General features: G+C 65.8%; 21 protein-coding genes. 13 read left to right on the forward strand and 8 right to left on the reverse strand.

Annotated elements, in window-relative coordinates:
* Positions 1-4: 4 nt before the first annotated feature.
* The 6 genes from sucD to HL671_RS21180 all read left to right on the forward strand — a co-directional run bounded on the left by sucD (position 5) and on the right by HL671_RS21180 (position 8292).
* The gene (sucD, locus tag HL671_RS21155) at positions 5-889 is read left to right on the forward strand and encodes a succinate--CoA ligase subunit alpha (RefSeq protein WP_012040734.1); all 885 of its coding nucleotides are present in this window, start codon (positions 5-7) and stop codon (positions 887-889) included.
* Between the two features lie 141 nt (positions 890-1030).
* Entirely contained in the window at positions 1031-3988 is a 2958-nt protein-coding gene (locus HL671_RS21160) for a 2-oxoglutarate dehydrogenase E1 component (protein WP_012040735.1), read from the forward strand.
* Between the two features lie 136 nt (positions 3989-4124).
* Positions 4125-5360 carry a 2-oxoglutarate dehydrogenase complex dihydrolipoyllysine-residue succinyltransferase gene (gene odhB, locus HL671_RS21165; protein WP_012040736.1) on the forward strand — a complete coding sequence of 412 codons (1236 nt, stop codon included), beginning with the start codon at positions 4125-4127 and terminating at the stop codon, positions 5358-5360.
* A gap of 67 nt (positions 5361-5427) precedes the next feature.
* The gene (locus tag HL671_RS21170; RefSeq protein WP_012040737.1) at positions 5428-6174 is read left to right on the forward strand and encodes an SDR family oxidoreductase; all 747 of its coding nucleotides are present in this window, start codon (positions 5428-5430) and stop codon (positions 6172-6174) included.
* A 45-nt stretch (positions 6175-6219) separates the two neighbouring features.
* Positions 6220-7623: a dihydrolipoyl dehydrogenase gene (gene lpdA / locus HL671_RS21175; RefSeq protein WP_012040738.1), complete on the forward strand. Its 1404-nt coding sequence runs from the start codon at positions 6220-6222 to the stop codon at positions 7621-7623.
* A gap of 129 nt (positions 7624-7752) precedes the next feature.
* Complete coding sequence (locus tag HL671_RS21180; protein ID WP_012040739.1) at positions 7753-8292, forward strand: hypothetical protein; 540 nt, start codon at positions 7753-7755, stop codon at positions 8290-8292.
* Between the two features lie 195 nt (positions 8293-8487).
* Here the strand turns inward: HL671_RS21180 and HL671_RS21185 are convergent, their stop codons facing one another.
* Entirely contained in the window at positions 8488-9078 is a 591-nt protein-coding gene (locus HL671_RS21185; protein ID WP_012040740.1) for a DUF4337 domain-containing protein, read from the reverse strand.
* A gap of 80 nt (positions 9079-9158) precedes the next feature.
* Positions 9159-10154, reverse strand: coding sequence for a tyrosine recombinase XerC (locus HL671_RS21190; protein ID WP_172238261.1), 996 nt, complete (start codon positions 10152-10154; stop codon positions 9159-9161).
* A 223-nt stretch (positions 10155-10377) separates the two neighbouring features.
* On the opposite strand from HL671_RS21190, the gene HL671_RS21195 reads away from it, so the two are divergent.
* Complete coding sequence (locus HL671_RS21195; RefSeq protein WP_172238264.1) at positions 10378-12588, forward strand: primosomal protein N'; 2211 nt, start codon at positions 10378-10380, stop codon at positions 12586-12588.
* A gap of 156 nt (positions 12589-12744) precedes the next feature.
* On the opposite strand, the gene HL671_RS21200 is transcribed toward HL671_RS21195, so the two are convergent.
* Complete coding sequence (locus HL671_RS21200) at positions 12745-13293, reverse strand: septal ring lytic transglycosylase RlpA family protein (RefSeq protein WP_012040743.1); 549 nt, start codon at positions 13291-13293, stop codon at positions 12745-12747.
* A 650-nt stretch (positions 13294-13943) separates the two neighbouring features.
* Here HL671_RS21200 and HL671_RS21205 point away from each other — a divergent pair.
* The 6 genes from HL671_RS21205 to HL671_RS21230 all read left to right on the forward strand — a co-directional run bounded on the left by HL671_RS21205 (position 13944) and on the right by HL671_RS21230 (position 20929).
* Complete coding sequence (locus HL671_RS21205) at positions 13944-14504, forward strand: F0F1 ATP synthase subunit delta (protein WP_172238313.1); 561 nt, start codon at positions 13944-13946, stop codon at positions 14502-14504.
* Positions 14504-16033, forward strand: coding sequence for a F0F1 ATP synthase subunit alpha (gene atpA / locus HL671_RS21210; RefSeq protein ID WP_012040745.1), 1530 nt, complete (start codon positions 14504-14506; stop codon positions 16031-16033). Before HL671_RS21205 ends, atpA begins: the two co-directional genes overlap by 1 nt.
* Before the next feature lie 153 nt (positions 16034-16186).
* Positions 16187-17065, forward strand: a complete 879-nt coding sequence (locus HL671_RS21215) for a F0F1 ATP synthase subunit gamma (RefSeq protein ID WP_012040746.1) — start codon at positions 16187-16189, stop codon at positions 17063-17065.
* Between the two features lie 88 nt (positions 17066-17153).
* Positions 17154-18596, forward strand: coding sequence for a F0F1 ATP synthase subunit beta (atpD, locus tag HL671_RS21220; protein WP_012040747.1), 1443 nt, complete (start codon positions 17154-17156; stop codon positions 18594-18596).
* 99 nt (positions 18597-18695) lie between these two features.
* On the forward strand, positions 18696-19103 hold the full coding sequence (locus tag HL671_RS21225) for a F0F1 ATP synthase subunit epsilon (protein ID WP_172238266.1): 408 nt from the start codon (positions 18696-18698) through the stop codon (positions 19101-19103).
* Positions 19104-19267: 164 nt separating this feature from the next.
* The gene (locus HL671_RS21230) at positions 19268-20929 is read left to right on the forward strand and encodes an adenylate/guanylate cyclase domain-containing protein (protein WP_172238270.1); all 1662 of its coding nucleotides are present in this window, start codon (positions 19268-19270) and stop codon (positions 20927-20929) included.
* Here HL671_RS21230 and HL671_RS21235 read toward each other — a convergent pair.
* The 5 genes from HL671_RS21235 to HL671_RS21255 all read right to left on the reverse strand — a co-directional run bounded on the left by HL671_RS21235 (position 20926) and on the right by HL671_RS21255 (position 26331).
* Positions 20926-21435 (reverse strand): RNA pyrophosphohydrolase, encoded by a 510-nt coding sequence (locus HL671_RS21235; protein WP_041751183.1) that lies wholly within the window; start codon positions 21433-21435, stop codon positions 20926-20928. The genes HL671_RS21230 and HL671_RS21235 overlap by 4 nt on opposite strands.
* Positions 21436-21586: 151 nt before the next feature.
* Positions 21587-22093, reverse strand: coding sequence for an RNA pyrophosphohydrolase (locus HL671_RS21240; RefSeq protein ID WP_012040751.1), 507 nt, complete (start codon positions 22091-22093; stop codon positions 21587-21589).
* Positions 22094-22170: 77 nt separating this feature from the next.
* A complete protein-coding gene (locus tag HL671_RS21245; protein ID WP_012040752.1) occupies positions 22171-23394 on the reverse strand; it encodes a divergent polysaccharide deacetylase family protein in 1224 nt (407 codons plus the stop codon).
* Between the two features lie 175 nt (positions 23395-23569).
* Positions 23570-24928, reverse strand: coding sequence for a S41 family peptidase (locus tag HL671_RS21250; RefSeq protein WP_041750264.1), 1359 nt, complete (start codon positions 24926-24928; stop codon positions 23570-23572).
* On the reverse strand, positions 24925-26331 hold the full coding sequence (locus tag HL671_RS21255) for a murein hydrolase activator EnvC family protein (RefSeq protein ID WP_172238273.1): 1407 nt from the start codon (positions 26329-26331) through the stop codon (positions 24925-24927). The genes HL671_RS21250 and HL671_RS21255 overlap by 4 nt, the downstream gene beginning before the upstream one ends.
* Positions 26332-26342: the final 11 nt, after the last annotated feature.

Here is a 26342-nt window from a genome sequence, read left to right on the forward strand (position 1 = left end):
CACGATGTCCATTCTCATCGACAAGAACACCAAGGTCATCTGTCAGGGCTTCACTGGCAAGAACGGCACCTTCCACTCCGAGGCGGCGATCGCCTACGGCACCAAGATGGTCGGCGGCACCTCGCCGGGCAAAGGCGGCTCGACCCATCTCGGCCTGCCGGTGTTCGACACCGTCAAGGAGGCTCGCGAGGCCACTGGCGCTGACGCGTCGGTGATCTACGTGCCACCGCCGGGTGCGGCCGACGCCATTTGCGAGGCGATCGACGCCGAGGTCCCGCTGATCGTCTGCATCACCGAGGGCATCCCGGTGCTCGACATGGTCAGGGTCAAGCGCTCGCTGCAGGGCTCCAAGTCGCGCCTGATCGGCCCGAACTGCCCGGGCGTCATGACCGCCGGAGAGTGCAAGATCGGCATCATGCCGGCCAATATCTTCAAGCCCGGCTCGGTCGGCATCGTGTCACGCTCCGGCACGCTGACCTATGAAGCGGTGTTCCAGACCACCTCGGAAGGCCTCGGTCAGACCACCGCGGTCGGTATCGGCGGCGACCCGGTCAAGGGCACCGAGTTCATCGACATGCTGGAGATGTTCCTTGCCGACCCCAAGACCGAGTCGATCATCATGATCGGCGAGATCGGCGGCTCGGCCGAGGAAGACGCGGCCCAGTTCATCAAGGACGAGGCCAAGCGCGGCCGCAAGAAGCCGATGGTCGGATTCATCGCCGGCGTCACGGCGCCTCCGGGCCGTCGCATGGGCCATGCCGGCGCGATCATCTCGGGCGGCAAGGGTGATGCCGGTTCGAAGACGGCCGCGATGGAAGCGGCTGGTATCACGGTGTCGCCGTCGCCGGCGCGGCTCGGCAAAACGCTTGTCGAAAAGTTGAAATCCTGATTCAGGACTTAGTGCTTTTCGGCGCGAATATTTACAATAAATAAGGTAAACGGTCCTAACCCGAACCTGACCCGCTTTTTCCAGCGGGTCAGGCATTGCGCCGTTTTGATTGGGCGCATCGAAATTACCAGGACGCCTACCATGTCTCGCCAAGATGCGAACGCCGCCTTCGCCCTGTCGTCTTTTCTGCAGGGCACCAATGCCACCTACATCGATGAAATCTATGCGCGTTACGAGAAGGATCCGTCGTCGGTCGATGCCGACTGGCAGGAGTTCTTCAAGAGCCTGAAGGATGCGCCGGCCGACGTTCAGAAGAACGCCTCGGGCCCGTCCTGGGAGCGCAGCAACTGGCCGGTTTCGCCGCGCGACGAGTTGACCTCGGCGCTGGATGGCAACTGGGCTGTGGTCGAGAAGAAGGTCGGCGAGAAGATTGCGGCCAAGGCGCAGACCAAGGGCGTCGAATTGTCGCCGGCCGACATCAACCAGGCCACCCGCGACTCTGTCCGTGCGTTGATGCTGATCCGCGCCTACCGCATGCGTGGTCACTTTCACGCCAAGCTCGATCCGCTCGGCATCGAGGCCCCGCGCAACCGCGAGGAGCTCGACCCTCGCTCCTACGGCTTCACTGAAGCCGATTACGACCGCAAGATCTTCCTCGATCACGTGCTCGGCCTCGAATATGGCAGCTTGCGCGAGATCGTCGCGATCTGCGAGCGCACCTATTGCCAGACGCTCGGCGTCGAGTTCATGCACATCTCGAACGCCGCGCAGAAGGCCTGGATCCAGGAGCGCATCGAGGGGCCGGACAAGGAAATCTCGTTCACCCGCGAGGGACGCCGCGCCATTCTCACCAAGCTGATCGAGGCCGAGGGCTTCGAGAAGTTCTGCGACGTCAAGTTCACCGGCACCAAGCGCTTCGGCCTCGACGGTGGCGAGTCGCTGATCCCGGCGCTGGAGCAGATCATCAAGCGCGGCGGCAATCTCGGCGTGAAGGAGATCGTGCTGGGCATGCCACATCGCGGCCGCCTCAACGTGCTGACCCAGGTGATGGGCAAGCCGCACCGCGCGCTGTTCCACGAGTTCAAGGGCGGCTCGGCCAACCCGGATGCGGTCGAAGGCTCTGGTGACGTCAAGTACCATCTCGGCGCCTCCTCGGACCGCGAGTTCGACGGCAACCGCATCCATCTGTCGCTGACCGCCAACCCGTCGCATCTCGAGATCGTCGATCCGGTGGTGCTCGGCAAGGTCCGCGCCAAGCAGGACCAGCACGGCGATCCGCCGGACATGCGCATCTCGGTGCTGCCGCTGTTGATGCATGGTGACGCAGCGTTCGCCGGCCAGGGCGTCGTGGCCGAATGCTTCGCGCTGTCGGACCTGAAGGGCTACCGGACAGGTGGCTCGATTCATTTCATCGTGAACAATCAGATCGGCTTCACGACCTATCCGCGCTACTCGCGCTCGTCACCCTATCCGTCCGACGTCGCCAAGATGATCGACGCGCCGATCTTCCATGTGAACGGCGACGATCCGGAAGCGGTGGTGTTCGCGGCCAAGGTTGCGACCGAGTTCCGGCAGAAATTCCACAAGCCGGTCGTCATCGACATGTTCTGCTACCGCAGGCATGGCCACAATGAAGGTGACGAGCCCGCCTTCACCCAGCCGGTGATGTACAAGAAGATCGCCGGTCATCCGTCGACCCTGGAGATCTACTCCAAGCGTCTCGTCGCCGAAGGCGTGATGACGGAAGGCGAGGTCGAGAAGGCCAAGGCCGATTGGCGCGCCCGGCTCGACGCCGAGTTCGAAGCCGGCACCTCCTATCGCCCGAACAAGGCCGACTGGCTCGACGGCAAATGGGCAGGCCTGAAGTCCGCCGACCAGGAAGAAGAGGCGCGCCGCGGCGTCACCGGCGTCGAGATCGACCGTCTCAAGGAGATCGGCCGCAAGATCACCAAGGTGCCGGACGGCTTCCGCCTGCATCGCACGATCCAGCGCTTCCTCGAGAACCGCGCCAAGGCGATCGATAGCGGCGTCGGCCTCGATTGGGCGACCGGCGAGGCGCTGGCGTACTGCTCGCTCTTGCTCGAAGGCCACAAGGTCCGTCTCTCCGGTCAGGACAGCGAGCGCGGCACCTTCTCGCAGCGCCACTCGGTTCTGATCGACCAGGAGGACGAGAGCCGCTACACGCCGTTCAACCATCTGGCGCCGGAGCAGGGCCATTTCGAGGTCATCAACTCGCTGCTGTCGGAAGAGGCGGTGCTCGGCTTCGAATACGGTTATTCGCTCGCCGAGCCGACCGCGCTGACCTTGTGGGAAGCGCAGTTCGGCGACTTCGCCAACGGCGCGCAGGTGCTGTTCGACCAGTTCATCTCGTCGGGCGAACGCAAATGGTTGCGCATGTCCGGCCTCGTCTGCCTGCTGCCGCACGGTTATGAGGGCCAGGGTCCGGAGCATTCGTCGGCGCGCCTTGAGCGCTATCTGCAGATGTGCGCCGAGGACAACATGCAGGTGGTCTATCCGACCACGCCGGCGAACTACTTCCATGTGCTGCGCCGCCAGCTGCACCGCGAGATCCGCAAGCCGTTGATCGTGATGACGCCGAAGTCGCTGCTGCGTCACAAGCGCGCGGTGTCGCGGCTTGAGGAACTCGCCAAGGGCACCACCTTCCACCGCATCCTGTATGATGACGCCCAGATGCAGGCGGACGACAAGACCAAGCTGGTGCCGGACGACCAGATCCGCCGCATCGTGCTGTGCTCGGGCAAGGTCTATTACGACCTCTATGACGAGCGCGAGAAGCGCGGTCTGAACGACATCTATCTGATGCGCATCGAGCAGCTCTATCCGGTGCCGCTCAAGGCGCTGGTCGCCGAGCTCGGCCGCTTCAAGAACGCCGAAGTCGTATGGTGCCAGGAAGAGCCGCGCAACATGGGCGCCTGGCACTTCATCGAGCCCTATCTCGAATGGGTGCTGAACCAGACCGGCGGCAAGAGCAAGCGTCCGCGCTATGCCGGCCGTGCCGCGTCGGCCGCCACCGCCACGGGCCTGATGTCGAAGCATCTCGCCCAGTTGAAGGCGCTGCTCGACGAAGCCCTGAACTGAACCTGCCTTTCACGCGCCCCGCATGCCATGCGGGGCGCAAGTACACCGCGTTGATCGTCCGTGCCGCATCGCTTGCTCGCCGCAAGGCGATGACGGACGGGCTTTATGACCGCACGGGTTATTGAGGATAGAGACCATGACTGAAATTCGCGTTCCGACGCTCGGGGAATCCGTCACCGAAGCCACCATCGGCCGCTGGTTCAAGAAGGCCGGCGACGCCGTGGCGGTCGACGAGCCGCTCGTCGAGCTCGAAACCGACAAGGTGACGATCGAGGTGCCGGCTCCCTCGGCCGGCACGCTCGGCGAGATCATCGCCAAGGACGGCGAGACGGTTGCCGTCGGCGCGCTGCTCGGCCAGATCAATGATGGCGCTGTGGCCGCCAAGCCCGCCGCGGCTGCCCCGGCTCCCGCGAAGCCCGCCGCAGCACCGGCGGCTGCAGCTCCCGCCCCGGCCAAGGCGCTGCCCGCCGATACGCCGCAGGCTCCCTCGGTGCGCAAGCTCTCCGCCGAGAGCGGCGTCGATGCCACCACCGTTCCGGGCTCCGGCAAGGACGGCCGCGTCACCAAGGGCGACATGCTGGCCGCGATCGAGCGCGCCGCGTCGGCGCCGACCCCGGTCAATCAGCCGGCCGCCGCCGTGCAGGTCCGCGCGCCGTCGCCGGCCGACGATGCCGCGCGCGAAGAGCGCGTGAAGATGACCCGGCTGCGCCAGACCATCGCGCGCCGCCTCAAGGACGTGCAGAACACTGCGGCCATGCTGACGACCTTCAACGAGGTCGACATGACCAACGTGATGGCGCTGCGCAGCCAGTACAAGGACGTGTTCGAGAAGAAGCACGGCTCAAAGCTCGGCTTCATGGGCTTCTTCACCAAGGCGGTGGTGCAGGCGCTGAAGGACATCCCGGCGGTCAACGCCGAGATCGACGGCAGCGATCTCATCTACAAGAACTACTATCACATCGGCGTGGCCGTCGGCACCGACAAGGGCCTGGTGGTGCCGGTGGTGCGCGACTGCGACCACAAGTCGATCGCCGACATCGAGAAGGGCATCGCCGATTTCGGCCGCCGCGCCCGTGACGGCCAGCTCAAGATCGACGAGATGCAGGGTGGTACCTTCACGATCACCAATGGCGGCATCTACGGCTCGCTGATGTCGACCCCGATCCTGAACGCGCCGCAGTCCGGCATCCTCGGCATGCACAAGATCCAGGAGCGCCCGGTCGTGGTCGGCGGCAAGATCGAAATCCGCCCGATGATGTATCTGGCGCTGTCCTATGACCACCGCGTCATCGACGGCAAGGAAGCGGTGACCTTCCTGGTGCGCGTCAAGGAGAGCCTGGAGGATCCGGCGCGGCTCGTGCTGGATCTCTGATCATCGTCATTAGCTGATGCTCGAGAGGCGCGCTGAGAAGCGCGCCTCAAACCTCACGGGGGCCATCATGACCGACAGGGTTGCAGTGATCACCGGCGGCAGCCGCGGCATTGGCCGCGCCACCGCGCTCGCCGCCGCATCGCGCGGCTTCAAGATCGTGGTCGGCTATGCCTCCAACGAGGCCGCGGCGCAGAGCACGGTTGCCGCGATCGAGGCCAGCAACGGCAAGGCGATCGCGGTGAAATGCGACGTCGGCCGCGAGCACGACATCCTCGCTTTGTTCAAGGCGGCGGACAAGTTCGGCACCCTTGGTGCGCTGATCAACAATGCCGGCATCGTCGGCCCGACCACGCGTGTCGACGAGATGAGCGCGGAACGCATCGAGCGCCTGATGGCGGTCAATGTCACCGGCAGCATTCTGTGTGCACGTGAGGCCGTGAAGCGAATGTCGACGCGACATGGCGGCAAGGGCGGCGTGATCATCAATCTGTCGTCGGTCGCCGCCAAGCTCGGCTCGCCCAACACCTATGTCGACTATGCCGCCTCCAAGGGCGCGATCGATTCCTTCACCGTCGGCCTCGGCCACGAGGTCGCCAGCGAAGGGATTCGCGTCGCCGCCATTCGCCCCGGCCTGATCGACACCGATATTCATGCCTCCGGCGGTGAGCCCGATCGCGCTCATCGTCTGGCGCCGATGGTGCCGATGAAGCGCGTCGGCACCGCGGATGAAATCGCCAATGCCATCGTCTGGCTGCTGTCGGACGAGGCCTCCTATGTCACTTCGGCCATTCTCGACGTGTCGGGCGGACGCTGACGACCGTCGTTATCTCTGACTTGCAAGCTTACGGAACATTCGATCATGGCTAACTACGATCTCGTCGTCATCGGCACCGGACCCGGTGGTTATGTTTGCGCCATCCGCGCGGCGCAGCTCGGCATGAAGGTGGCCGTGGTCGAGAAGAACGCCACCCTCGGCGGCACCTGCCTCAATGTCGGCTGCATGCCCTCGAAGGCGCTGCTGCATGCCTCTGAATTGTTCGAGGAGGCCGGGCATTCCTTCGCCAAGATGGGCATCAAGGTGCCGGCGCCGGAGATCGACCTGCCGGCGATGATGAACTTCAAGCAGCAGGGCATCGACGGCAACGTCAAGGGCGTCGAGTTCCTGATGAAGAAGAACAAGATCGACGTGCTCCAGGGCAAGGGCAAGATCCTCGGCACCGGCAAGGTGCAGGTGACCGGCAATGACGGCACCGCGCAGACCGTCGAGACCAAGAACATCGTGATCGCCACCGGCTCCGACATCGCGCGCCTCAAGGGCATCGAGATCGACGAGAAGCGCATCGTTTCCTCGACCGGCGCGCTGTCGCTGGACAAGATTCCGTCGAGCCTGCTCGTCGTCGGTGCTGGCGTGATCGGGCTCGAGCTCGGCTCGGTGTGGCGCCGCCTCGGCGCCAAGGTCACCGTGGTTGAATTCCTCGACCGTATCCTGCCCGGCATGGACCTCGAGATCGCCAAGCAGTTCCAGCGCATCCTCGAGAAGCAGGGCTTTGCGTTCAAGCTCGGCGCCAAGGTGACCGGTGTCGACACGTCAGGGGCAACGCTCGCCGCGACGATCGAGCCGGCGGCCGGCGGCGCGGCTGAGAAGATCGAGGCCGACGTGGTCCTCGTCGCGATCGGCCGCGTGCCGTACACCGACGGCCTCGGCCTGCAGGAGGCTGGCGTCGTGCTCGACAATCGCGGCCGCGTGCAGATCGATCACCATTTCGCGACCAGCGTGCCCGGTGTCTACGCGATTGGCGATGTCGTCGCCGGTCCGATGCTCGCGCACAAGGCCGAGGATGAGGGCGTGGCGGTGGCCGAGATCCTGGCCGGCCAGGCCGGTCATGTGAACTACGACGTGATTCCGGGCGTCGTCTACACCACGCCGGAAGTGGCCTCCGTCGGCAAGACGGAAGACGAGCTCAAGCAGGCCGGTGTTGCGTACACCGTCGGTAAGTTTCCGTTTACCGCGAACGGCCGCTCCAAGGTCAACCAGACCACTGACGGTTTCGTGAAGATCCTTGCAGATGCGAAGACCGATCGCGTGCTCGGCGCGCACATCATCGGCCGCGAGGCCGGTGAACTGATCCACGAAGCCGCCGTATTGATGGAGTTCGGTGGCTCTGCCGAGGATCTGGCGCGCACCTGCCACGCCCATCCGACGCGGTCGGAGGCCGTCAAGGAAGCCGCTCTTGCGGTCGGCAAGCGTGCCATCCACATGTGACCGACGCTTTTGCGGTGTGATCGGCGGGTGCGACAAAAAGGTCTGCCGACCACGCTGAACCAAACGGCAAGGTTCGAGGTCGTATCGTCACGGCGGCCTCAGCCCGAGGCCGGGCCGAGATGGAGTGCCATGCTGCGCCGCCTGCTTCAGCCGTTCTGGGTCCTGCTCGCGATCATCTTCCTGATCGAAGCCTGGCTGTGGGACCATCTCGAACCGATCGTGGCGCGCATCGTCGCGGCGATCCCGCTGCGCAGCCTGAAGCATTGGCTCGCGGCCCGGATCGAGACACTGTCGCCGGCGCTGACCCTGGTGGTCTTCGTCGTGCCAGTCGTCCTGCTGTTTCCGCTCAAGCTGCTCGGCATGTGGCTATTGATGCATCATCAATGGAAGCTCGCGCTGGGGACGATCGTATTCGGCAAGATGGTCGGCGTCGGTATCACCGCCTTCATCTTCGACGTGACGCGCAGCAAGCTGCTGCAGATGCCGTGGTTCGCGTGGCTCTATGACGCCGTGCTCACGCTGCGCCGGAAGGCCGCGGCGCTGGTCGACCCAATCAAGCAGCGCATCCGCGAGATCGTCAGCGACGTGCTCGGCGGCAATACCCGTGGCTGGTCCGCCCGGCTGGTTCGCCAGATCACGCGCTTTCGCCGCAGCGTGCAGGCGCGCTAATCCGACTTGCTCGAAACTCAACAACGCGCAGATTTGCTGAATTGTCCTTCACCTCCCCCGCTTGCGGGGGAGGTCGCGTCGCATCGTCAGATGTGACGCGGGTGGGGGAATTCTCTCCACGTGCACCGCCGCTGCGGTGGTCCCCACCCCAACCCTCCCCGCAAGCTGGGAGGGAGTCACACGCCGTCACCGGCTTTAGTGCAGATGCAACAGATGCGGCTGGAACAGTCCGAGCACGGTCATGGCGATCCCGACGACAGCGAGCGCGCCGGAGGCCCAGGCCAGCACCAGCATCCCGGTGATGATCGTCGCTGACGCCAGCACGATGCCGATCTGGAAGGCGGCCGAGGCCAGCTCGTAGTGGTGGTATTTCGCCGTGGCGAGGTCACGCTCCTCCTCGGCATGCTTGGCGCGCGCGGCGAGCTGTTCGCTGCCTTCGCCGGTCTCCGGCTCGGACCGGTAGCGCGCGGCGTTCTTCTGCCAATCGTCGATCTGTTTCTGCAGCGCGGCCTTGGTCGCTTCGTCGGGCAGCGCGGGCAGGTTGAGCTTGCCCTGTTCGGCTGCGGTCTGCACCACCGTGCGCCGCACCGTCTTGGCCTGGAAGAAGGCCCACAGATTGGATGCTTCGACGTTCTTGCTGATCGATTCGGTCTGCGCGCCCTTGCCGAGCGTCTCCGACAACGCCAGGAACAGCGCGATCACCGCGATCAGCAGCGCGATCTTCTTGTTCTCGCCCGAGGCGTGCTCGGCGTGCTCCGCATGCTCCATGCTCTCATGTGCGCTCATCTGTTCCCCTCCGGATCAAGCGTCGGACGATTGCCGGAACGGGGGTGCAAGCGCAAGCGAAACGATGTGACGGAACGGTGTCAGCGCCGCGGATGCGCTGACGCGTAGACCTGCAGCAGCCGCTCCGAATCGATGCCGGTATAGACCTGCGTGGTCGACAGCGAGGCGTGGCCGAGCAGCTCCTGGATCGCGCGCAGGTCGCCACCGCGCGACAACAGGTGCGTCGCGAAGGAATGCCGCAGCGCGTGCGGTGTGGCGCTGTCGGGCAGGCCGAGCGCGCCGCGCAGCCGCTCCATCGCGAGCTGGATGATGCGCGGGCTCAACGGGCCGCCCTTGGCGCCGAGAAACATCGGCCCCTCGGCAGGCAGCGGATAGGGACAGAGCCGGGCGTAGTCGTCGATCAGTTGCAGCACGTTCTGCAGCACCGGCACCATACGGGTCTTGTTGCCCTTGCCGGTGACCACCAGCACGTCGCCTTCGCCAGGCCGCGGCACCTCGCGCCGCTTCAGGCCGAGCGCCTCGGAGATGCGCAGGCCCGAGCCGTAGAGCAGGGCCATCACGGCGGCATCGCGCGCCAAAACCCAGGTCTCGCGCGTCTCGCCAGCGCGCTCATCGGCATCGGCGAGCCGCTTGGCGGCGTCCATCGGCAGCGGTTTCGGCAGGCTCTTGGCGATTTTCGGCGCGCGGATCCCGGCGAGCGCGCCGACCTTGCCTTGGCCCTCGCGCTCCAGAAAGCGGCCGAACGAGCGCAAGCCCGCCAATGTCCGCATCAAGGAGCGCCCGGCAATGTCGTCGGCGCGGCGCATCGCCATGAAGGCGCGGATGTCGGCGGCCTCCAGCGCGGCGAAGCGCGCCAAGGTCACCGGCCCGCCCCAATGCGTGCAGAGGAATTGCAGGCATTGCCTGAGGTCGCGCGCATAGGCCTCGACCGTCTTTGGCGACAGCCGCCGCTCGCTGCGCAGATGCGCCAGCCACTGCATCATGGCGCGGATGACGCCCTCGTCGGCGCCGAGGAGATCGGGGGCTTGGGGCGCGTCGCTTATGTCCTTTTCGATTGGTCGCGTCTGTTTTGCCATGTCGTGCCCGCGAAGAGTTCGGCGTCCGATGGAGCGATGTCTCTCGCGGCAGGCTGGGCCCGTGCCTCTCCCCCGCCTGCGGGGCGAGGGGGCGTCGCGGCGTTCGCGGAAACAGCTCGATCCCATCGAGGGAGTTCAAGTATATCGCATCCCCGACCTTTACCGTTCGCTAACTTTGCCGGGCGGCTTTCGCTTCAGCCGGATCAAGGCTAACTCCGCCGTCATGGACCGCGCGACCGATCTCTTTCCAGGTGCCCCGAGCACGGCCGGCGTGGTCGACGTGCTGGTTCCGGTCGCGCTCGACCACACTTATTCCTACCGCGTGCCGCGTGGCATGGCGCTGAAACCGGGCGACGTGGTCGGCGTGCCGCTCGGCGCGCGCGAAGTGCTGGCCGTGGTGTGGGCGGAGAATGCCAATCCCGATCCGCGGCTGCACAACCGGCTGAAGGAGGTCAGCGAGAAGCTCGACGTGCCGCCGCTCAAGCCGGAGCTGCGTTCGCTGGTCGACTGGGTCGCCAATTACACACTGTCGCCGCGCGGCATGGTGCTGCGGATGTGCTTACGCATGGGCGAGCATCTCGGACCGGAGCGGGTGCGGCTCGGCGTCCGCCTGATCGGGGACGCGCCGAAACGGCTGACGCCGGCGCGGAGGCGGGTCATCGAGGCGGTCTCGGACGGCCTGCTGCATGGCAAGTCTGACCTCGTCCGCGAGATCGGCGTGTCCGGTAGCGTCATCGACGGCCTTGTCGACGAGGGCACCCTGACGGTCGAAGCGATGCCGCGGACGCTCCCGCCGCCTGCCCCTGATCCCGACTTCGCCCGGCCGGAGTTCTTCGATGCCCAGCTTGCCGGCGTCGCGGCGATGCGGACGCTGGCCGCGAACGGCACATTCCAGGTGGCGCTGCTCGACGGCGTCACCGGCTCCGGCAAGACCGAGGTGTATTTCGAGGCGGTGGCCGAAACGATCCGCCGCGGCCGCCAGTCGCTGATCCTGATGCCGGAGATCGCGCTGACCGGCCAGTTTCTCGAGCGCTTCTCGCGGCGCTTCGGCGTCCGCCCGCTGGAATGGCATTCCGAGCTGACCCCGCGCACGCGCCAGCGCAATTGGGCGTCGATCGCCGCCGGCGAGGCGCCGGTCGTGGTCGGCGCGCGCTCGGCGCTGTTCCTGCCCTATGCGGATCTGGGCTTGATCGTCGTCGATGAGGAGCACGACCAGGCCTACAAGCAGGACGAGGGCGCGCATTATCACGCCCGCGACATGGCGGTGGTGCGCGGCCACATCGCCAAGTTTCCGGTGGTGCTGGCCTCGGCGACGCCCTCGGTCGAGACCGAGGTCAATGCGCGCAAGGGCCGCTACCAGCGCGTCGCGCTGCCGTCGCGCTTCGGCGGCCAGCACATGCCGCATATCGAGGCCATCGATCTCCGGCGTGAGCCGCCGCCACGCGGCCGCTACATCTCGCCGCGGCTGGCGGGCGAGATCCGGACCGCAATCGAGCGCGGCGAGCAGGCGCTGCTGTTCCTGAACCGCCGCGGCTATGCGCCGCTGACCCTGTGCCGCGCCTGCGGGCATCGCTTCGCCTGCACCATCTGCGACGCCTGGCTGGTGGATCACCGCTTTCGCCAGCGGCTGGTCTGCCACCATTGCGGCTTCTCGATGCCGCGCCCGCCGACCTGTCCGCATTGCGCCGCCGAGGAATCGCTGGTTGCGGTCGGCCCCGGCGTCGAACGGCTGCAGGAGGAGGCGGCGGCGCTGTTTCCGGACGCGCGCAGCATGGTGCTGTCGAGCGACCTGATCACCTCGATCGAGACCATGCGCGCGGAGCTGACCGAGATCGCGGAAGGCCGCGTCGACCTGATTATCGGCACCCAGCTCGTCGCCAAGGGCCATAATTTTCCGCGGCTGAATCTGGTCGGGGTGGTCGATGCCGATCTCGGCCTCGGCAATGGCGATCCGCGCGCTGCCGAGCGCACCTGGCAGCTCCTCAACCAGGTGATCGGCCGCGCCGGCCGCGAGCAGGGCCGCGGGCGCGGCTATCTGCAGACCCACCAGCCCGAGCATCCCGTCATGAAGGCGCTGGTCGCCTGCGATCGCGAGGCCTTCTACACCAGCGAGATCGAGGCCCGCGAGCGCACCGGCTATCCGCCGTTCGGCCGGCTGGCGAGCCTGATCATCTCGGCGGGCGACCGGCCGACCGCGGAGGGCTTCGCGCGCCGGCTGGTAGCGTCAGCGCCGCGTGAGGAGGGCGTGCTGCTGCTCGGCCCGGCCGAAGCCCCGCTCGCCGTCATCAAGGGCCGCTACCGCTTCCGGCTGCTGCTCAAATCGGCCCGTAATTTCGATCTGTCGGACTATCTGCGCCACTGGCTGGCGCATGCCGAGAAGCCCAAGGGCAATCTCAAGCTCGAGGTCGACGTCGACCCCCAGAGCTTCTTGTAAGTCTCTCTCTGCCGTCATTGCGAGGAGCAACGGGTCCGCGCAAAGCGCGGCCCGATGACAGGCTCCGCGACGACGCAATCCAGCGTCCCGATCAGGCCCCTGGATAGCTTCGCTGCGCTCCTAACGACGCGTGGAGAGTGGCTAGATGCAGGTGCCTTACGACACGACCTCGGCGGTGACGCGGCCGACGCCGGCGCGAGTCAGGCCGATGGCGCGGGCGGCGCCGGTCGAGAGGTCGAGCACCCGGCCACGGATGAACGGGCCACGGTCATTGACGGTGACGATGACGCTCTGGCCGCCATGGGTCACGCGCAGCTTGGTGCCGAATGGCAGCGAGCGGTGGGCGCAGGTCATGGCGTTGGCGTTCATGCGCTGACCGGAGGCGGTGCGGCTGCCGGACTCGTTGCCGTAATACGAGGCCATGCCGGAGAAGGTGCGGCCGGTGCCAGAGGTCGGGGTGACCGACGCGTTGGCGTTCATCCAGGACGAGCCGTTGGACGACCAGCCGTTCGAAAAGGAGTCTGCCGCGGGCTGAGCGGCTTGGCGCGCCATGTGGTGGTGGTGATGGCGGGCGTGATGATGATGATGCCTGGAGCGGGCCGAGGCTTCGGTGGCACTGCCGCCGACGATCAACGTCACGGCTACAGCGAGCGCGGTGCGCGAGCCGGCGATCTTGCCAGCCGAGAGGTTCTTCAGTTTGAGCATCTATCTGTCCCTCGAAACAGTATTGCCGCCTTCTGCGGCCAGTGGACCCCCGTCAGGTGTTGAGGCGCGCGCCGTTTGGTGGGGCAATGAGGCACGAATGGGGCAGTAGAAATTGTTCCGATCCAGTTCAATTATCTTTGGACTTGTTCCGTCACGCTCGGAAAATTCCGTAATCCGGCCCTTTAACGCTTCGTTAAGTAATGAATACTTCGTATTACTTTCGAGTTAAGTTCTCGTTGGCCATACCAAGATGACGCCAAGTAATGCGTTCCCAGCGCGGCAGGCGCGCGGAAGTCGGCCAAACAAGAGTCAAGGGGAATGGGACATGGCGGCCATGCAGCAACAGCTGGAACACTTAGGTTCTGAGGAGGTATGACTGTCCGGTCTGTGGTTGGCCCATTTGGCGTGATCGGCGTGGCTGCCGCGGTTCCCAATGCAGCGCGGCAACAACGTGCCGAATAGCGGGCCGCCGCTTGTTGCGGCTGCGCTTACGCTATGTTAGCAAAGCGCCGCTTTTCGTGATCAAGCTGCTCTCGCGGCGATCGAAAATCAAAGTCCTGCTTGAATTCCAAGGGCTTAACTGGACTGCCGCTGCGGCGGCGCGCCGGTTTCCCTCTTGTGGGTTGGGCACATATAAAAAGAGCGCGCCTGTGGCTGCTGAAGATCCCTCCGTGTCCGGTGTGTCCGGTCGTTACGCGACGGCCCTGTTTGAACTGGCCCGTGACGAAAAGTCCGTCGATGCGGTCAAGGCCGATCTCGACAAGTTCAATGCTCTTCTCGATGAAAGCGCCGACCTCAAGCGTCTCGTTCGCAGCCCCGTGTTCGGCGCGGACGTGCAGCTGAAGGCGCTGAACGCCGTGCTCGACAAAGCCGGCATCGCCGGCGTTGCGGCCAACGTGCTGCGCGTGCTGACCGCCAATCGCCGTCTGTTCGCAGTGGCCGATGTGATCCGCGCCTTCAACGCGCTGGTCGCAAAGTACAAGGGTGAAGCCACGGCCGACGTCACGGTCGCCGAGCCGCTCTCCGACAAGAATCTCGACGCCCTGAAGGCCTCACTGAAGACAGTGACCGGCAAGGACGTCGCGCTCAACGTGAAGGTGGATCCAGCGATCATCGGCGGGCTCGTCGTCAAGCTCGGCAGCCGGATGATCGACAGTTCGCTTCGCACCAAACTCAACTCGATCAAGCACGCGATGAAAGAGGCAGGCTGATGGACATCCGCGCCGCGGAAATTTCCGCGATCCTCAAGGACCAGATCAAGAATTTCGGGCAGGAAGCCGAAGTCACCGAAGTCGGGCAGGTGCTGTCCGTCGGTGACGGTATCGCCCGCGTCTACGGTCTCGACAACGTCCAGGCCGGTGAGATGGTCGAGTTCGAGAACGGCACCCGCGGCATGGCGCTGAACCTCGAGACCGACAATGTCGGCGTCGTCATCTTCGGTGCCGACCGCGAGATCAAGGAAGGCCAGACCGTCAAGCGCACCCGCGCCATCGTCGACGCCCCCGTCGGCAAGGGTCTGCTCGGCCGCGTCGTCGACGCGCTCGGCAACCCGATCGACGGCAAGGGTCCGATCCAGTTCACCGAGCGCAAGCGGGTGGACGTTAAGGCGCCGGGCATCATTCCGCGCAAGTCGGTCAACGAGCCGATGGCCACCGGCCTGAAGGCGATCGACGCGCTGATCCCGATCGGCCGTGGTCAGCGCGAGCTGATCATCGGCGACCGCCAGACCGGCAAGACCGCGATCGCGCTCGACACGATTCTGAACCAGAAGCCGCTCAACGCGCAGCCGGACGAGAAGATCAAGCTGTATTGCGTCTACGTGGCCGTCGGTCAGAAGCGTTCGACCGTCGCCCAGTTCGTGAAGGTGCTCGAGGAGCAGGGCGCGCTGGAATATTCGATCGTGGTCGCCGCGACCGCGTCCGATCCGGCCCCGATGCAGTATCTGGCGCCGTTCACCGGCTGCACCATGGGCGAGTACTTCCGCGACAACGGCATGCACGCCGTCATCATCTATGACGACTTGTCCAAGCAGGCCGTCGCCTACCGCCAGATGTCGCTGCTGCTGCGCCGTCCGCCGGGCCGCGAAGCCTACCCGGGCGACGTGTTCTACCTGCACTCCCGCCTGCTCGAGCGCGCCGCCAAGCTGAACGAGACGCAAGGTGCGGGCTCGCTGACCGCCCTGCCGGTCATCGAGACCCAGGCCAACGACGTGTCGGCCTACATCCCGACCAACGTCATCTCGATTACCGATGGCCAGATCTTCCTGGAAACCGACCTGTTCTTCCAGGGCATCCGCCCGGCCGTGAACGTCGGTCTGTCGGTGTCGCGCGTCGGCTCCTCGGCGCAGACCAAGGCGATGAAGAAGGTCGCCGGCAAGATCAAGGGCGAGCTGGCGCAGTACCGCGAGATGGCGGCGTTCGCGCAGTTCGGCTCCGATCTCGACGCCGCGACGCAGCGCCTGCTGAACCGCGGTTCGCGCCTGACCGAGCTCCTGAAGCAGCCGCAATTCTCGCCGCTGAAGATGGAAGAGCAGGTCTGCGTGATCTGGGCCGGCACCAACGGCTATCTCGACGCGCTTCCGCTGGGCAAGGTCCGTGCGTTCGAGGACGGCCTGCTGTCGCTGCTGCGCGGCAAGCATGCCGATCTGCTGAACACGATCCGTGACACCCGCGATCTGTCGGACGACAGCGCCGCCAAGCTGAAGGCTGCGGTCGAGGGCTTTGCCAAGACCTTCTCCTGATCGATCGGGAGGCGTGGCCGGGTCGACCGGCCACCCCACGTCGACGACGTGGACCAAGATGTCACGCCAGGCACACGGCCTGGCGCCAAATGATCTTTATGGGTTGAGCGGCCGGGTCCTGACGGATCGGCCGCCGGGGTGAGCTAACGAACCATGGCGTCACTGAAAGATATGCGGGTGCGCATCGCCTCGACCAAGGCGACGCAGAAGATCACCAAGGCGATGCAGATGGTCGCGGCCTCCAAGCTGCGCCGCGCGCAGCTCGCCGCCGAGGCGGCTCGTCCCTATGCCGAGAAGATGGACGCCGTCATCTCGAACATCGCGGCGGCCTCCGCCGGCTCGCCGGCGAGCTCGAAGCTGCTGGCCGGCACCGGGCGCGACCAGGTCCATCTGTTGCTGGTCTGCACCGGCGAGCGCGGTCTGTCCGGCGCGTTCAACTCGTCGATCGTGCGCCTGGCACGCGAGCGGGCCCTGGCCCTGATGAACCAGGGCAAGGACGTGAAGTTCTTCTGTGTCGGCCGCAAGGGCTATGAGCAGCTGCGCCGCCAGTTCGAGAAGCAGATCATCGCACATGTCGATCTGCGCTCGGTGCGCCAGATCGGCTTCGTACATGCCGAGGACATCGCCAAGCAGGTGATCGCCCGCTTCGACGCCGGCGAGTTCGACGTCTGCACGCTGTTCTATTCGCGCTTCAAGTCGGTCATTGCCCAGATCCCGACCGCGCAGCAGATCATCCCGCTGGTGGTCGAGGCGCCGGCCGCCAACGCCGCGCCGGTCGCGCTCTACGAGTATGAGCCGGAGGAGGACGAGATCCTGTCGGCGCTGCTGCCGCGCAATGTCGGCGTCCAGATCTTCCGCGCGCTGCTTGAGAACAACGCCTCGTTCTACGGTGCGCAGATGTCGGCGATGGACAACGCGACGCGCAACGCCGGTGAGATGATCCGCAAGCAGACGCTGGTCTACAATCGGACCCGCCAGGCGCAGATCACCAAGGAGCTGATCGAAATCATTTCGGGTGCCGAGGCGGTCTGACCGCGCAGCGCCCGTTGCAAGCAATCACGTTCAATTCTCGCGGTCAAAGACCGCGGCCTGAAATTCGGATCGTAAGGAGAGAGATGAGATGGCTACCGCAGCCAACCAGATCGGTCGCATCACCCAGGTGATCGGCGCTGTCGTCGACGTTCAGTTCGAAGGTCACCTGCCCGCAATTCTCAACTCGCTGGAAACGAAGAACGCCGGCAACCGCCTCGTGCTCGAGGTCGCGCAGCATCTCGGTGAATCCACCGTGCGCACGATCGCGATGGACACCACGGAAGGTCTCGTGCGCGGTCAGGAAGTGACCGACACCGGCGCTCCGATCCGCGTTCCCGTCGGCGAGGGCACGCTGGGTCGCATCATCAACGTGATCGGCGAGCCGATCGACGAAGCCGGCCCGGTCAAGGCCGACAGCCTCCGCGCCATCCACCAGGAAGCGCCGAGCTACACCGACCAGTCGACCGAGGCCGAGATCCTGGTCACCGGCATCAAGGTCGTCGACCTTCTTGCTCCTTATGCGAAGGGCGGCAAGATCGGCCTGTTCGGCGGCGCCGGCGTCGGCAAGACCGTGCTGATCCAGGAGCTGATCAACAACGTCGCCAAGGCGCACGGTGGCTACTCGGTGTTTGCCGGCGTCGGCGAGCGCACCCGCGAGGGCAACGACCTCTATCACGAGTTCATCGAGTCCAAGGTCAACGCCGATCCGCACAATCCGGATCCGTCGGTGAAGTCGAAATGCGCGCTGGTGTTCGGCCAGATGAACGAGCCGCCGGGCGCCCGCGCCCGCGTCGCGCTCACCGGTCTGACCATCGCGGAAGACTTCCGCGACAAGGGCCAGGACGTGCTGTTCTTCGTCGACAACATCTTCCGCTTCACCCAGGCCGGCTCGGAAGTGTCGGCGCTGCTCGGCCGCATCCCCTCGGCGGTGGGCTATCAGCCGACGCTGGCCACCGACATGGGCGCGCTGCAGGAGCGCATCACCACCACGACCAAGGGTTCGATCACCTCGGTGCAGGCGATCTACGTGCCGGCCGACGACTTGACCGACCCGGCGCCGGCGACCTCGTTCGCGCACTTGGACGCGACCACGACGCTGTCGCGCTCGATCGCTGAAAAGGGCATCTATCCGGCGGTCGACCCGCTCGACTCCACCTCGCGCATGCTGTCCCCGCTGGTCGTCGGCGAGGAGCACTATGCGGTCGCCCGTCAGGTGCAGCAGGTGCTGCAGCGCTACAAGGCGCTGCAGGACATCATCGCCATCCTGGGCATGGACGAGCTCTCGGAAGAAGACAAGCTGACGGTGGCGCGCGCCCGCAAGGTCGAGCGCTTCATGTCGCAGCCGTTCCACGTCGCCGAGATCTTCACCGGCTCGCCGGGCAAGTTCGTCGAGCTCGCCGACACCATCAAGGGCTTCAAGGGCCTGGTGGAAGGCAAGTACGACCACCTGCCGGAGGCTGCCTTCTACATGGTCGGCACCATCGAAGAGGCGGTCGAGAAGGGCAAGAAGCTGGCGGCGGAAGCTGCCTGAGACGCGAATAGCGAATAGGGAGTAGCGAATAGAACAATCTGTTCGCTGCTTCCTGCTTCACTACTCGCCATTTGCTATTCGCTACTCGCAGGTTCCCCCATGGCAACTTTCCACTTCGATCTCGTCTCGCCGGAAAAGATCGCCTTCTCGGGCGAGGTCGACCAGGTCGACGTTCCCGGCCAGGAGGGTGATTTCGGCGTGCTCGCCGGTCATGCGCCGTTCGTCGCCACTTTGCGGCCCGGCATCCTGACCGTCACGGCCGGCGGAACGCAGCAGAAGATCATCGTGCTCGGCGGCCTCGCCGAGATCTCGGAGACGGGGCTGACCATCCTCGCCGACGTCGCGACGTCGCTGAAGGAGCTGGACCAGACCGCCTTCGCGGCCGAGATTTCGGGCATGGAAGCCAAGCTGAACGAGAAGCAGGGCAACGAGCTCGATCGCGCGATCGAGCGGCTCGACCACTTCAAGACGATTCAGCAGCAGCTCAACACGACGGCGCTGCACTGAGTTTCGGTGCCGCAGGTTGACAAGCAATCGTGGCCGGGCTCCGCCCGGCCATTTTTCATTCCGGCTTGAACGCGCGGCGCGGCCGGGCGACGACTTCAGGGAAGCTGGTTGCGCGGTTGCCGATCCGGCGGCATGCTCCCGGCCGGTCGAACAGGCGTGGTGAGATGGCAGGCCAGATCGTCTTGAAGCGCAAGATCGCGGCGATTCTTGCCGCTGACATTGCCGGCTATTCACGTCTGGTCGCCGAGGATGAAGAAGAGACGCTGCGGCGTCTGGCAGCCTATCGTGAGGTCGTGGACGACTTCATCGCTCGCGCCGGCGGCCGCATCTTCAATACCGCCGGAGATGCGGTGCTCGCGGAGTTTCCGAGCGCCGTCGAGGCCGTGCGCTGCGCGATCGACATCCAGGAGAGCCTGCGAACCCGGAACAGGGATTTTCCGCCGAACCGGCAGATGAGCTACCGCATCGGCATCACCATCGGCGATGTCGTCGAGCGCGACGGCGATCTGCTCGGTGATGGAGTCAATATCGCGGCCAGGCTGGAGGGCCTCGCCGATGTCGGCGGCATCTGCATCTCGCGCGCTGTGCATGAGCAGGTCGCCAACAAGCTGTCGGTCCAGTTCGCCGACATGGGCGCGCGGGAGGTGAAGAACATCCCGACCCCGGTGCACGCCTTTCGGGTTGCGATGCGGTGCGAGGACGGCACCTTCGCCGCAACGGTCACCAAGAAGGCTCGCGCGCTGCGCCTGTTGGGATGGCTCGCGCTCACCGCGGTCACGCTGGCCGCGATCGGCGTCGGGACCGCTCTCTATCTGGATTATCGTGATCCGCCGCCGGCGCAACGCGATGCCGCCAAGGCCGCGGCCGAGGCGCTGGCGCGGCTCTCGGCGACTCCAGCGCCGCCCGTTTCGTCATCGTCCAAGCCGCCGGCGTCGCCCGGCGCGCAGCCCCCGTCCACCCCTGAGCCGCAATCGTCGCCGCAAGCCTCGCCCGTCATCGCCGCCGAGAGGTTCGCCGCTGATGCGGTGCCCTTCGTCAGCGAGCGCACCCGCATCGCATTGGCCCGCGACTATGTCCCCGCTCCAGCTCACAAGGCGTTCGCGACCACCATCAATGGCGTCAGCGCCTACGTCACAGGGCAGTCAAGCGAAGAGGCCGCCAAGGCGGCCGCGCTCGAACAGTGTCGCCAGCGTGCCGAGACGTCCAACGGATCGCGCAAATGCGAGCTCTATGCGGTCGGCGACAGCGTGGTCTTTCCGCACAGCAAGCCGCCGCTGCCGCCGCTGCCATGGGTCCGGCACGACCCCACGACGGAGCGCGCCTTCAGCGCCGCCGAGATGCCGCTGGTGAACGACAGCGGACGCGCCAGGCTCGAGGCAAATTACGCTCCCGGGCGCCGCTCCAAGGCGATCGCGCTTGGACCCAAGGGACATTTCGTCTTCAGCGTCGGCGCCGACCTGGTCGAAGACGCCGTCAGGCGCAATCTCGAATCCTGCGGCGCACAGGCCGGCACACCCTGCATGATCGTGGCGCTCGATGACGCCTTCGTCGTGCCGGTGCCGACCGTGCTGAAAGCCACCGGCTTCTTCCATGCGACGAGCGACCCTGCGATCGCGGCCGACTCCCGCGACGAGGTGGTGCGTCGCCTCGCGGCCTCGCCGTCCGGCTGGAATGCGGTGGCGGTGGGCACCGCGGGTCATCCCGGCTTCGGCCTGAACGGCGACCGCGAGGAGACCGCGATCGGCGGCGCGCTGGCGGATTGCTCCACGCAGGACAGCGACTGCCGTGTCATCGCGATCGGCCCGTTCACGGTCGAGCCGAATTAGTAGCCGCCGCTCCTTGCGATTCCCGAAAATGCCTGCGCCACGGCGCGGTAGACCTCGCGGCGGAACGGCACCACCAGATCGGGGACGCGGGCCAGCTGCTCCCAGCGCCAGGCATCGAACTCCGCCGGCTGGCCATTGCGCGGCGTCACCGGGTCGATGTCCGCCTCGCGTCCCGTGAAGCGCATGGCAAACCATTTCTGGCGCTGGCCGCGAAAGCCGGCGAGGCGGTGGTTGGGATCCTTGAACGGCGGAAACTCGTAGGTCAGCCAGTCGGATTCGCCGAGAATCTCGGCGTCGCGAATGCCGGTCTCCTCCCACAGCTCGCGCCGGGCGGCCGCCTGCAGGTCCTCGCCGGGATCGACGCCGCCTTGCGGCATCTGCCATTCGAGGCCAGGCAGGATGATCTCCGGTCCATCGTCGCGAAAGCGACGTCCGAGAAAAACGAGGCCGTCAGCATTGAACAGGGCGATGCCGACATTCGGCCGGTAGGGTCTGGTTTCCGTCATGCTCTCATCCATGGGATTTTGCGCCGGATAGCAACGCATCGTGACGGCGTTGTCGCGGCCGAGCTGCAGAGATTGTTTGCAGACCATGTGCAGCACGACGCCACCGCCTCAAGGCGAGACCGCTCAAAGCGTCAAGGCGTGGCCGAAGAGGTCACTTGCCGGCGAGGGCGGCGAATTCCTTGACCACGCGCTCATAGACCGGCCGCTTGAACGGCACGATCAGCGTCGGCAGGTTCTGCATCGGCTCCCAGCGCCAGCTGATGAATTCGGCCTTGTGGACGCCGCCGCCCGGACGCTCGACGTCGATCTCGGTATCCGTTCCCGTGAAGCGCAGGGCAAACCACTTCTGCCGCTGGCCGCGATAGCGTCCTTTCCAGGCCCGGCCGGCCACGGTGCGGGGAATATCGTAGGTCAGCCAGTCGTCGATCTCGGCCAGCTTCTCGACGGAACGGACGCTGGTCTCCTCATAAAGCTCGCGCTTGGCCGCCTCCCAGGCGTCTTCACCGGGATCGACGCCGCCTTGCGGCATCTGCCAGACATGGGCGTCGTCGACATGCTCGATGCCGCCAGCGCGGCGACCGATGAACACCAGCCCTTCCGAGTTGATCAGCGCGATGCCGACGCAGGTGCGGTAAGGCAGGTCCTCGTAGCGCGTCATTCCGTCTCGGCCTTCCTGCGTTGCTCCGGGCGTCGTCGCTCAGGCTCCGCTCCGACGTCGCCGCAGCGTACGTCCGTTCAGTTCGATTTTGATTTCAGCATCGCAGTTGTCAATGGCACCAGCAGAATGCCCTTGCGATCGAGCCCCTTGATCCAGGCCCCGATGCGATCGATCGAGACCGGCAAAGCTGAGGCGGTGCCGATCGCGATGCCGCGCTCCTTGGCGAGGCTTTCCAGCTTGGCGAGTGCATTGTCGATTTCGACCGGCGTCGGCACCGCGTCGATGGCCACATCGCCCTTGGCGAACGGCATGGCGCGCCCGGCGGCCAGCGAGGCGGCCACGCTGCGTGGCGCGGCGCCGTCATCGAACAGTGCAAGCCCGCGCTTGGCAGCCTCGTTCACGATCGGCTGCATCGCCGCTTCGGTGGCGACGAAACGCGCGCCCATGAAATTGCCGATACCGACATAGCCCTGCAGCCGGCTCATGTGCCAGAACAGGCGGTCGATGTTCTGGTCCGGCCCAAGCGTGGCGAGCAGCGTCTGCGGTCCCGGATCATTGTCCGGATAGTCGTAGGGCTCCATCGGCACCTGCAGCAGGATCTCATGGCGCTGCGCCCGCGCCCGCTCGGCCAGCTTGGTCGGGTCGGCGCCATACGGGGTGAAGGCCAGGGTCACGGCCGGTGGCAGCTTCATGATGGCCTCGACCGTCTTGGCCGCGCCGACGCCGAGACCGCCGATCACGATGGCGACGGCCGGCATCCGGGCGGCCTTGGCCCGGTCGGCCTCGGCCGCATAGGCGGTGAACGGCTTCACGCCATCGGCCATTACCGGGATCATGCCGTAGCGCGATTTCTCCAGCAGCCGCGGATCGACGCCCGGCATCTGGCTCGCCGCCGGCGCAGCCGCGCCGGGTTCGGCTGTCTCGCTGCCACCGCCGCCGATCGCCACCTCCTGGCGCGCGCCGCTGGATCCATCGATGATGGTGACCGTCTTGCGGTCGCCGCCGTCCTGCTTGGCCGGCGCGGCAGCGCCGTGCTCGGCCGTCGCCCCATGCTTGGCGTCCGGTTTTGCAGCGCCCGATTTGTCGTCCGGCTTGGCGCCCGCGTTGATCGCGATCCGGGCAATCGGCTCGCCGCCGAGCGGATTGTCGCCGAACAGAGCGAAGCCGGCGAACACCACCAGGAACAGGCCGAGCAGCACGGCGAGAGCCTGCAGGAGCGTGAAGGGAAGCCGAATGCGGCGCCTGCGACGCTTCTCCGTCTGTCCGAGCGGGGCGCTCAGCTCGTCGGCCGTCTCTGTCATCAAAATTCCCGAATCAATCAAGCCTACGATACCACGGCGACGATTCAGGCACAGGCTTCGTGTCCGGAGCCCGTAGATCCGCGGAACCCGGGCACGGTGGAGAGAGCTCCTTCCAACGAAAAAGGCGGCCCTGCGGCCGCCTTTCGAAGTCGATGTCGTTGCTGGCAGGGTCGGCTTAGTTCGCCGCTTTGGTCGCCGGCTTGTCGGCTGCCGCCTTGTCGGTGGTGGGCGCCGGCGTGTTGGCGCTGTTCTTGATGCCGTGCAGCAGGTCGGCGGCGAGCTTGAGCGCCTTGTCGTCCTTGGCATCCGGCGGCACGTAGGACTGCGAGCCGGTCTTCTCGTCGCCATCATTCTTCAGATGGCCGCGCAGCGAAGCCTCGCCCTTGGTGTCGGTGCGCGACTTCAGCTCGTCCGGCACATCCTGCAGCACTTCGATGTCCGGCACGATGCCCTTGGCCTGGATCGATTTGCCCGACGGCGTGTAGTAGCGCGCCGTCGTCAGACGCAGTGCGCCGTTGCCGGCGCCGAGCGGGATGATGGTCTGCACCGAGCCCTTTCCGAACGAGCGCGTGCCGACGAGCGTCGCGCGCTTGTGGTCCTGCAGCGCGCCAGCTACGATCTCGGAGGCCGAGGCCGAGCCGCCATTGATCAGCACGATGACCGGCTTGCCCTTGGTAAGGTCGCCGGCATGCGCGGAGCGGCGCTGCGTCTCCTCGGCGTTGCGGCCGCGGGTGGAGACGATCTCGCCGCGCTCCAGGAACGCGTCGGACACCGTGACAGCCTCTTCGAGCAGGCCGCCCGGATTGTTGCGCAGATCGATGACGTAGCCCTTCAGCTTGTCTCCGATCTGGGTCTGCAGATCGGCGATGCTCTTCTTGAGGCCTTCGGTGGTCTGCTCGTTGAAGGTGGTGATGCGGATATAAGCGATATCGTCGGATTCGATGCGCGAGCGCACCGAGCGGACGCGGATATTGTCGCGGGTCAGCGTAATATCGAGCGGATTGTCGGCGCCTTTGCGCACCACTTTCAGCTTGATCTTGGTGCCGACCGGGCCGCGCATCTTCTCGACCGCCTGGTTGAGGGTGAGGCCCTGCACCGCTTCTTCGTCGAGATTGGTGATGATGTCGTTGGCCTGGATGCCGGCCTTCGAGGCCGGCGTGTCGTCGATCGGCGACACCACCTTGATCAGGCCATCTTCCATCGTGACTTCGATGCCGAGACCGCCGAACTCGCCGCGGGTCTGCACCTGCATGTCGCGGAAGCTCTTCGCATCCATGTAGCTCGAATGAGGATCGAGGCCGGACAGCATGCCGCTGATGGCGGATTCGACCAGTTTCGAGTCGTCCGGCTTCTCGACATAGTCGCTGCGCACCCGTTCGAACACGTCGCCGAACAGGTTGAGCTGGCGATAGGTGTCGGCAGTTGCGGCGCGCGCGGTCGATCCCATCAACACCGCGCGTGGTTGAGTCACGAACAAGGTCAATGCCGCACCGGTGGCCGCGCTCAGGAGAATTACCGAAGTCTTACGCATCATCCGCGTACCTTTTCGCCTTCATTTGCGGCCCACCATGGGCCTGGATCGATTGGAGTGCCGTCCTTACGGAACTCGACATAGAGCACTGGTTGACTCGCATTGGTAGCGAGAATGGAGGCGACCTGGGACGTCGTACCCATGGTCGCGACCGGCTCTCCCGTCTGAACAAACTGCCCGATGTTGACGGAAATGCGCTCCATCCCGGCGATCAAGACATGATACCCGCCACCGGCGTTAAGGATCAAGAGTTGTCCGTAGCTGCGGAAGGGGCCGGCATACACAACCCAGCCATCACACGGGGTTGTGACTTGAGCCCCCGGACGGGCTGCCAAGGAAATGCCTTTATCGACGCCGCCCGCGCCGTCGGATGCACCGAATTCCCGAAGCTTGGTGCCGTTGACGGGGTAGGTCAGCATGCCCTTGGTCGACGCGAAGGCGATCGCCGGCGTTTTGCGGCCCGGATTGCGCAAGGCGTTCGCATCGGGCTTGCTGTTGACCGGAACGCCCTGCAGGCTCGCGGTCGAGGCCGCCTTGGCGGCGCTCTTGATGTCGAGCTCCATGGTCGAGATCAGACCCTGCAGCGTGTCGATCTGCTGGGCGAGCGCCACCGCGCGGAGGCTCTCGGCCTCCATGTCCTTCTCGGCCGTTGCCTGCTTGCGCTGCCGCTCCTCGACCAGCGCAGCGAGCCGGGTTTGATCGGTGCGGAGCTTGTCGCGATCGGCGGCGAGCTTGTCGCGCTCGGTGGCGATGGTCTTGCGTAGGGCGACCAGTTCGCCGAGATCGGTCGAGAGCTTTTCGGCCCGGCCGCGCATCTCCGGAACCACCGAGCCGAGCAGCATGGCGGTGCGCAGCGATTGCAGCGCATCCTCGGGCCGGACGAGCAGCGCCGGTGGCGTGCGGCGGCCAGCGCGCTGCAAGGCGGCCAATACCTCGATGATCTCGGTGCGCCGCGCCTCCAAAGAGTTGCGAAGATCCTGCTCGCGACCATCGAGGCCGCGCAGCCGGGTCTCGGCTTCGCCGACTCTGACCTCGACGCTCCGCACCTGCGAGGCGACGTCGATCAGCTGCTGGTTGAGCTTGCCGCGGTCCTCCCCGAGTGTCGCGATCTCCGCCTTCAACCGCTCCTGCGCCTCGGCAGCCGCTTTTTGCGCGGCACGCGCGGCCTCGAGTTCCTGCGCGCGCTGCTTCAGTTGTTCCGGGGTCGGCGGTGTCGGTGAGGGCGTACCGGCGATCGACGGGCGAAGGCCGGTCTGGGCTGCCGCGGGCGTGCTGGTCAGCGGTGTGAGGCCCAGCAGAGCGAGGGCCAAGGCTGCTAGGCTCACCGCGGCGGTCATCCACGCGCTGAACGTCCGGCCGCTGCGGACGGTGGCAGATGAGCGAGTGGGGGGCCGCGCAGCGAACATCGACGTCCTTA

Origin of the sequence: Bradyrhizobium denitrificans, assembly GCF_013179005.1 — a bacterium.
GTDB classification, from domain to species: domain Bacteria; phylum Pseudomonadota; class Alphaproteobacteria; order Rhizobiales; family Xanthobacteraceae; genus Bradyrhizobium; species Bradyrhizobium denitrificans.

Coding starts and splice junctions, on each gene's coding strand:
- sucD (WP_012040734.1), top strand. CDS start 5: ATGTCCATTCTCATCGACAAGAACACCAAGGTCATCTGTCAGGGCTTC.
- HL671_RS21160 (WP_012040735.1), top strand. CDS start 1,031: ATGTCTCGCCAAGATGCGAACGCCGCCTTCGCCCTGTCGTCTTTTCTG.
- odhB (WP_012040736.1), top strand. CDS start 4,125: ATGACTGAAATTCGCGTTCCGACGCTCGGGGAATCCGTCACCGAAGCC.
- HL671_RS21170 (WP_012040737.1), top strand. CDS start 5,428: ATGACCGACAGGGTTGCAGTGATCACCGGCGGCAGCCGCGGCATTGGC.
- lpdA (WP_012040738.1), top strand. CDS start 6,220: ATGGCTAACTACGATCTCGTCGTCATCGGCACCGGACCCGGTGGTTAT.
- HL671_RS21180 (WP_012040739.1), top strand. CDS start 7,753: ATGCTGCGCCGCCTGCTTCAGCCGTTCTGGGTCCTGCTCGCGATCATC.
- HL671_RS21185 (WP_012040740.1), bottom strand. CDS start 9,078: ATGAGCGCACATGAGAGCATGGAGCATGCGGAGCACGCCGAGCACGCC.
- HL671_RS21190 (WP_172238261.1), bottom strand. CDS start 10,154: ATGGCAAAACAGACGCGACCAATCGAAAAGGACATAAGCGACGCGCCC.
- HL671_RS21195 (WP_172238264.1), top strand. CDS start 10,378: ATGGACCGCGCGACCGATCTCTTTCCAGGTGCCCCGAGCACGGCCGGC.
- HL671_RS21200 (WP_012040743.1), bottom strand. CDS start 13,293: ATGCTCAAACTGAAGAACCTCTCGGCTGGCAAGATCGCCGGCTCGCGC.
- atpA (WP_012040745.1), top strand. CDS start 14,504: ATGGACATCCGCGCCGCGGAAATTTCCGCGATCCTCAAGGACCAGATC.
- HL671_RS21215 (WP_012040746.1), top strand. CDS start 16,187: ATGGCGTCACTGAAAGATATGCGGGTGCGCATCGCCTCGACCAAGGCG.
- atpD (WP_012040747.1), top strand. CDS start 17,154: ATGGCTACCGCAGCCAACCAGATCGGTCGCATCACCCAGGTGATCGGC.
- HL671_RS21225 (WP_172238266.1), top strand. CDS start 18,696: ATGGCAACTTTCCACTTCGATCTCGTCTCGCCGGAAAAGATCGCCTTC.
- HL671_RS21230 (WP_172238270.1), top strand. CDS start 19,268: ATGGCAGGCCAGATCGTCTTGAAGCGCAAGATCGCGGCGATTCTTGCC.
- HL671_RS21235 (WP_041751183.1), bottom strand. CDS start 21,435: ATGACGGAAACCAGACCCTACCGGCCGAATGTCGGCATCGCCCTGTTC.
- HL671_RS21240 (WP_012040751.1), bottom strand. CDS start 22,093: ATGACGCGCTACGAGGACCTGCCTTACCGCACCTGCGTCGGCATCGCG.
- HL671_RS21245 (WP_012040752.1), bottom strand. CDS start 23,394: ATGACAGAGACGGCCGACGAGCTGAGCGCCCCGCTCGGACAGACGGAG.
- HL671_RS21250 (WP_041750264.1), bottom strand. CDS start 24,928: ATGATGCGTAAGACTTCGGTAATTCTCCTGAGCGCGGCCACCGGTGCG.
- HL671_RS21255 (WP_172238273.1), bottom strand. CDS start 26,331: ATGTTCGCTGCGCGGCCCCCCACTCGCTCATCTGCCACCGTCCGCAGC.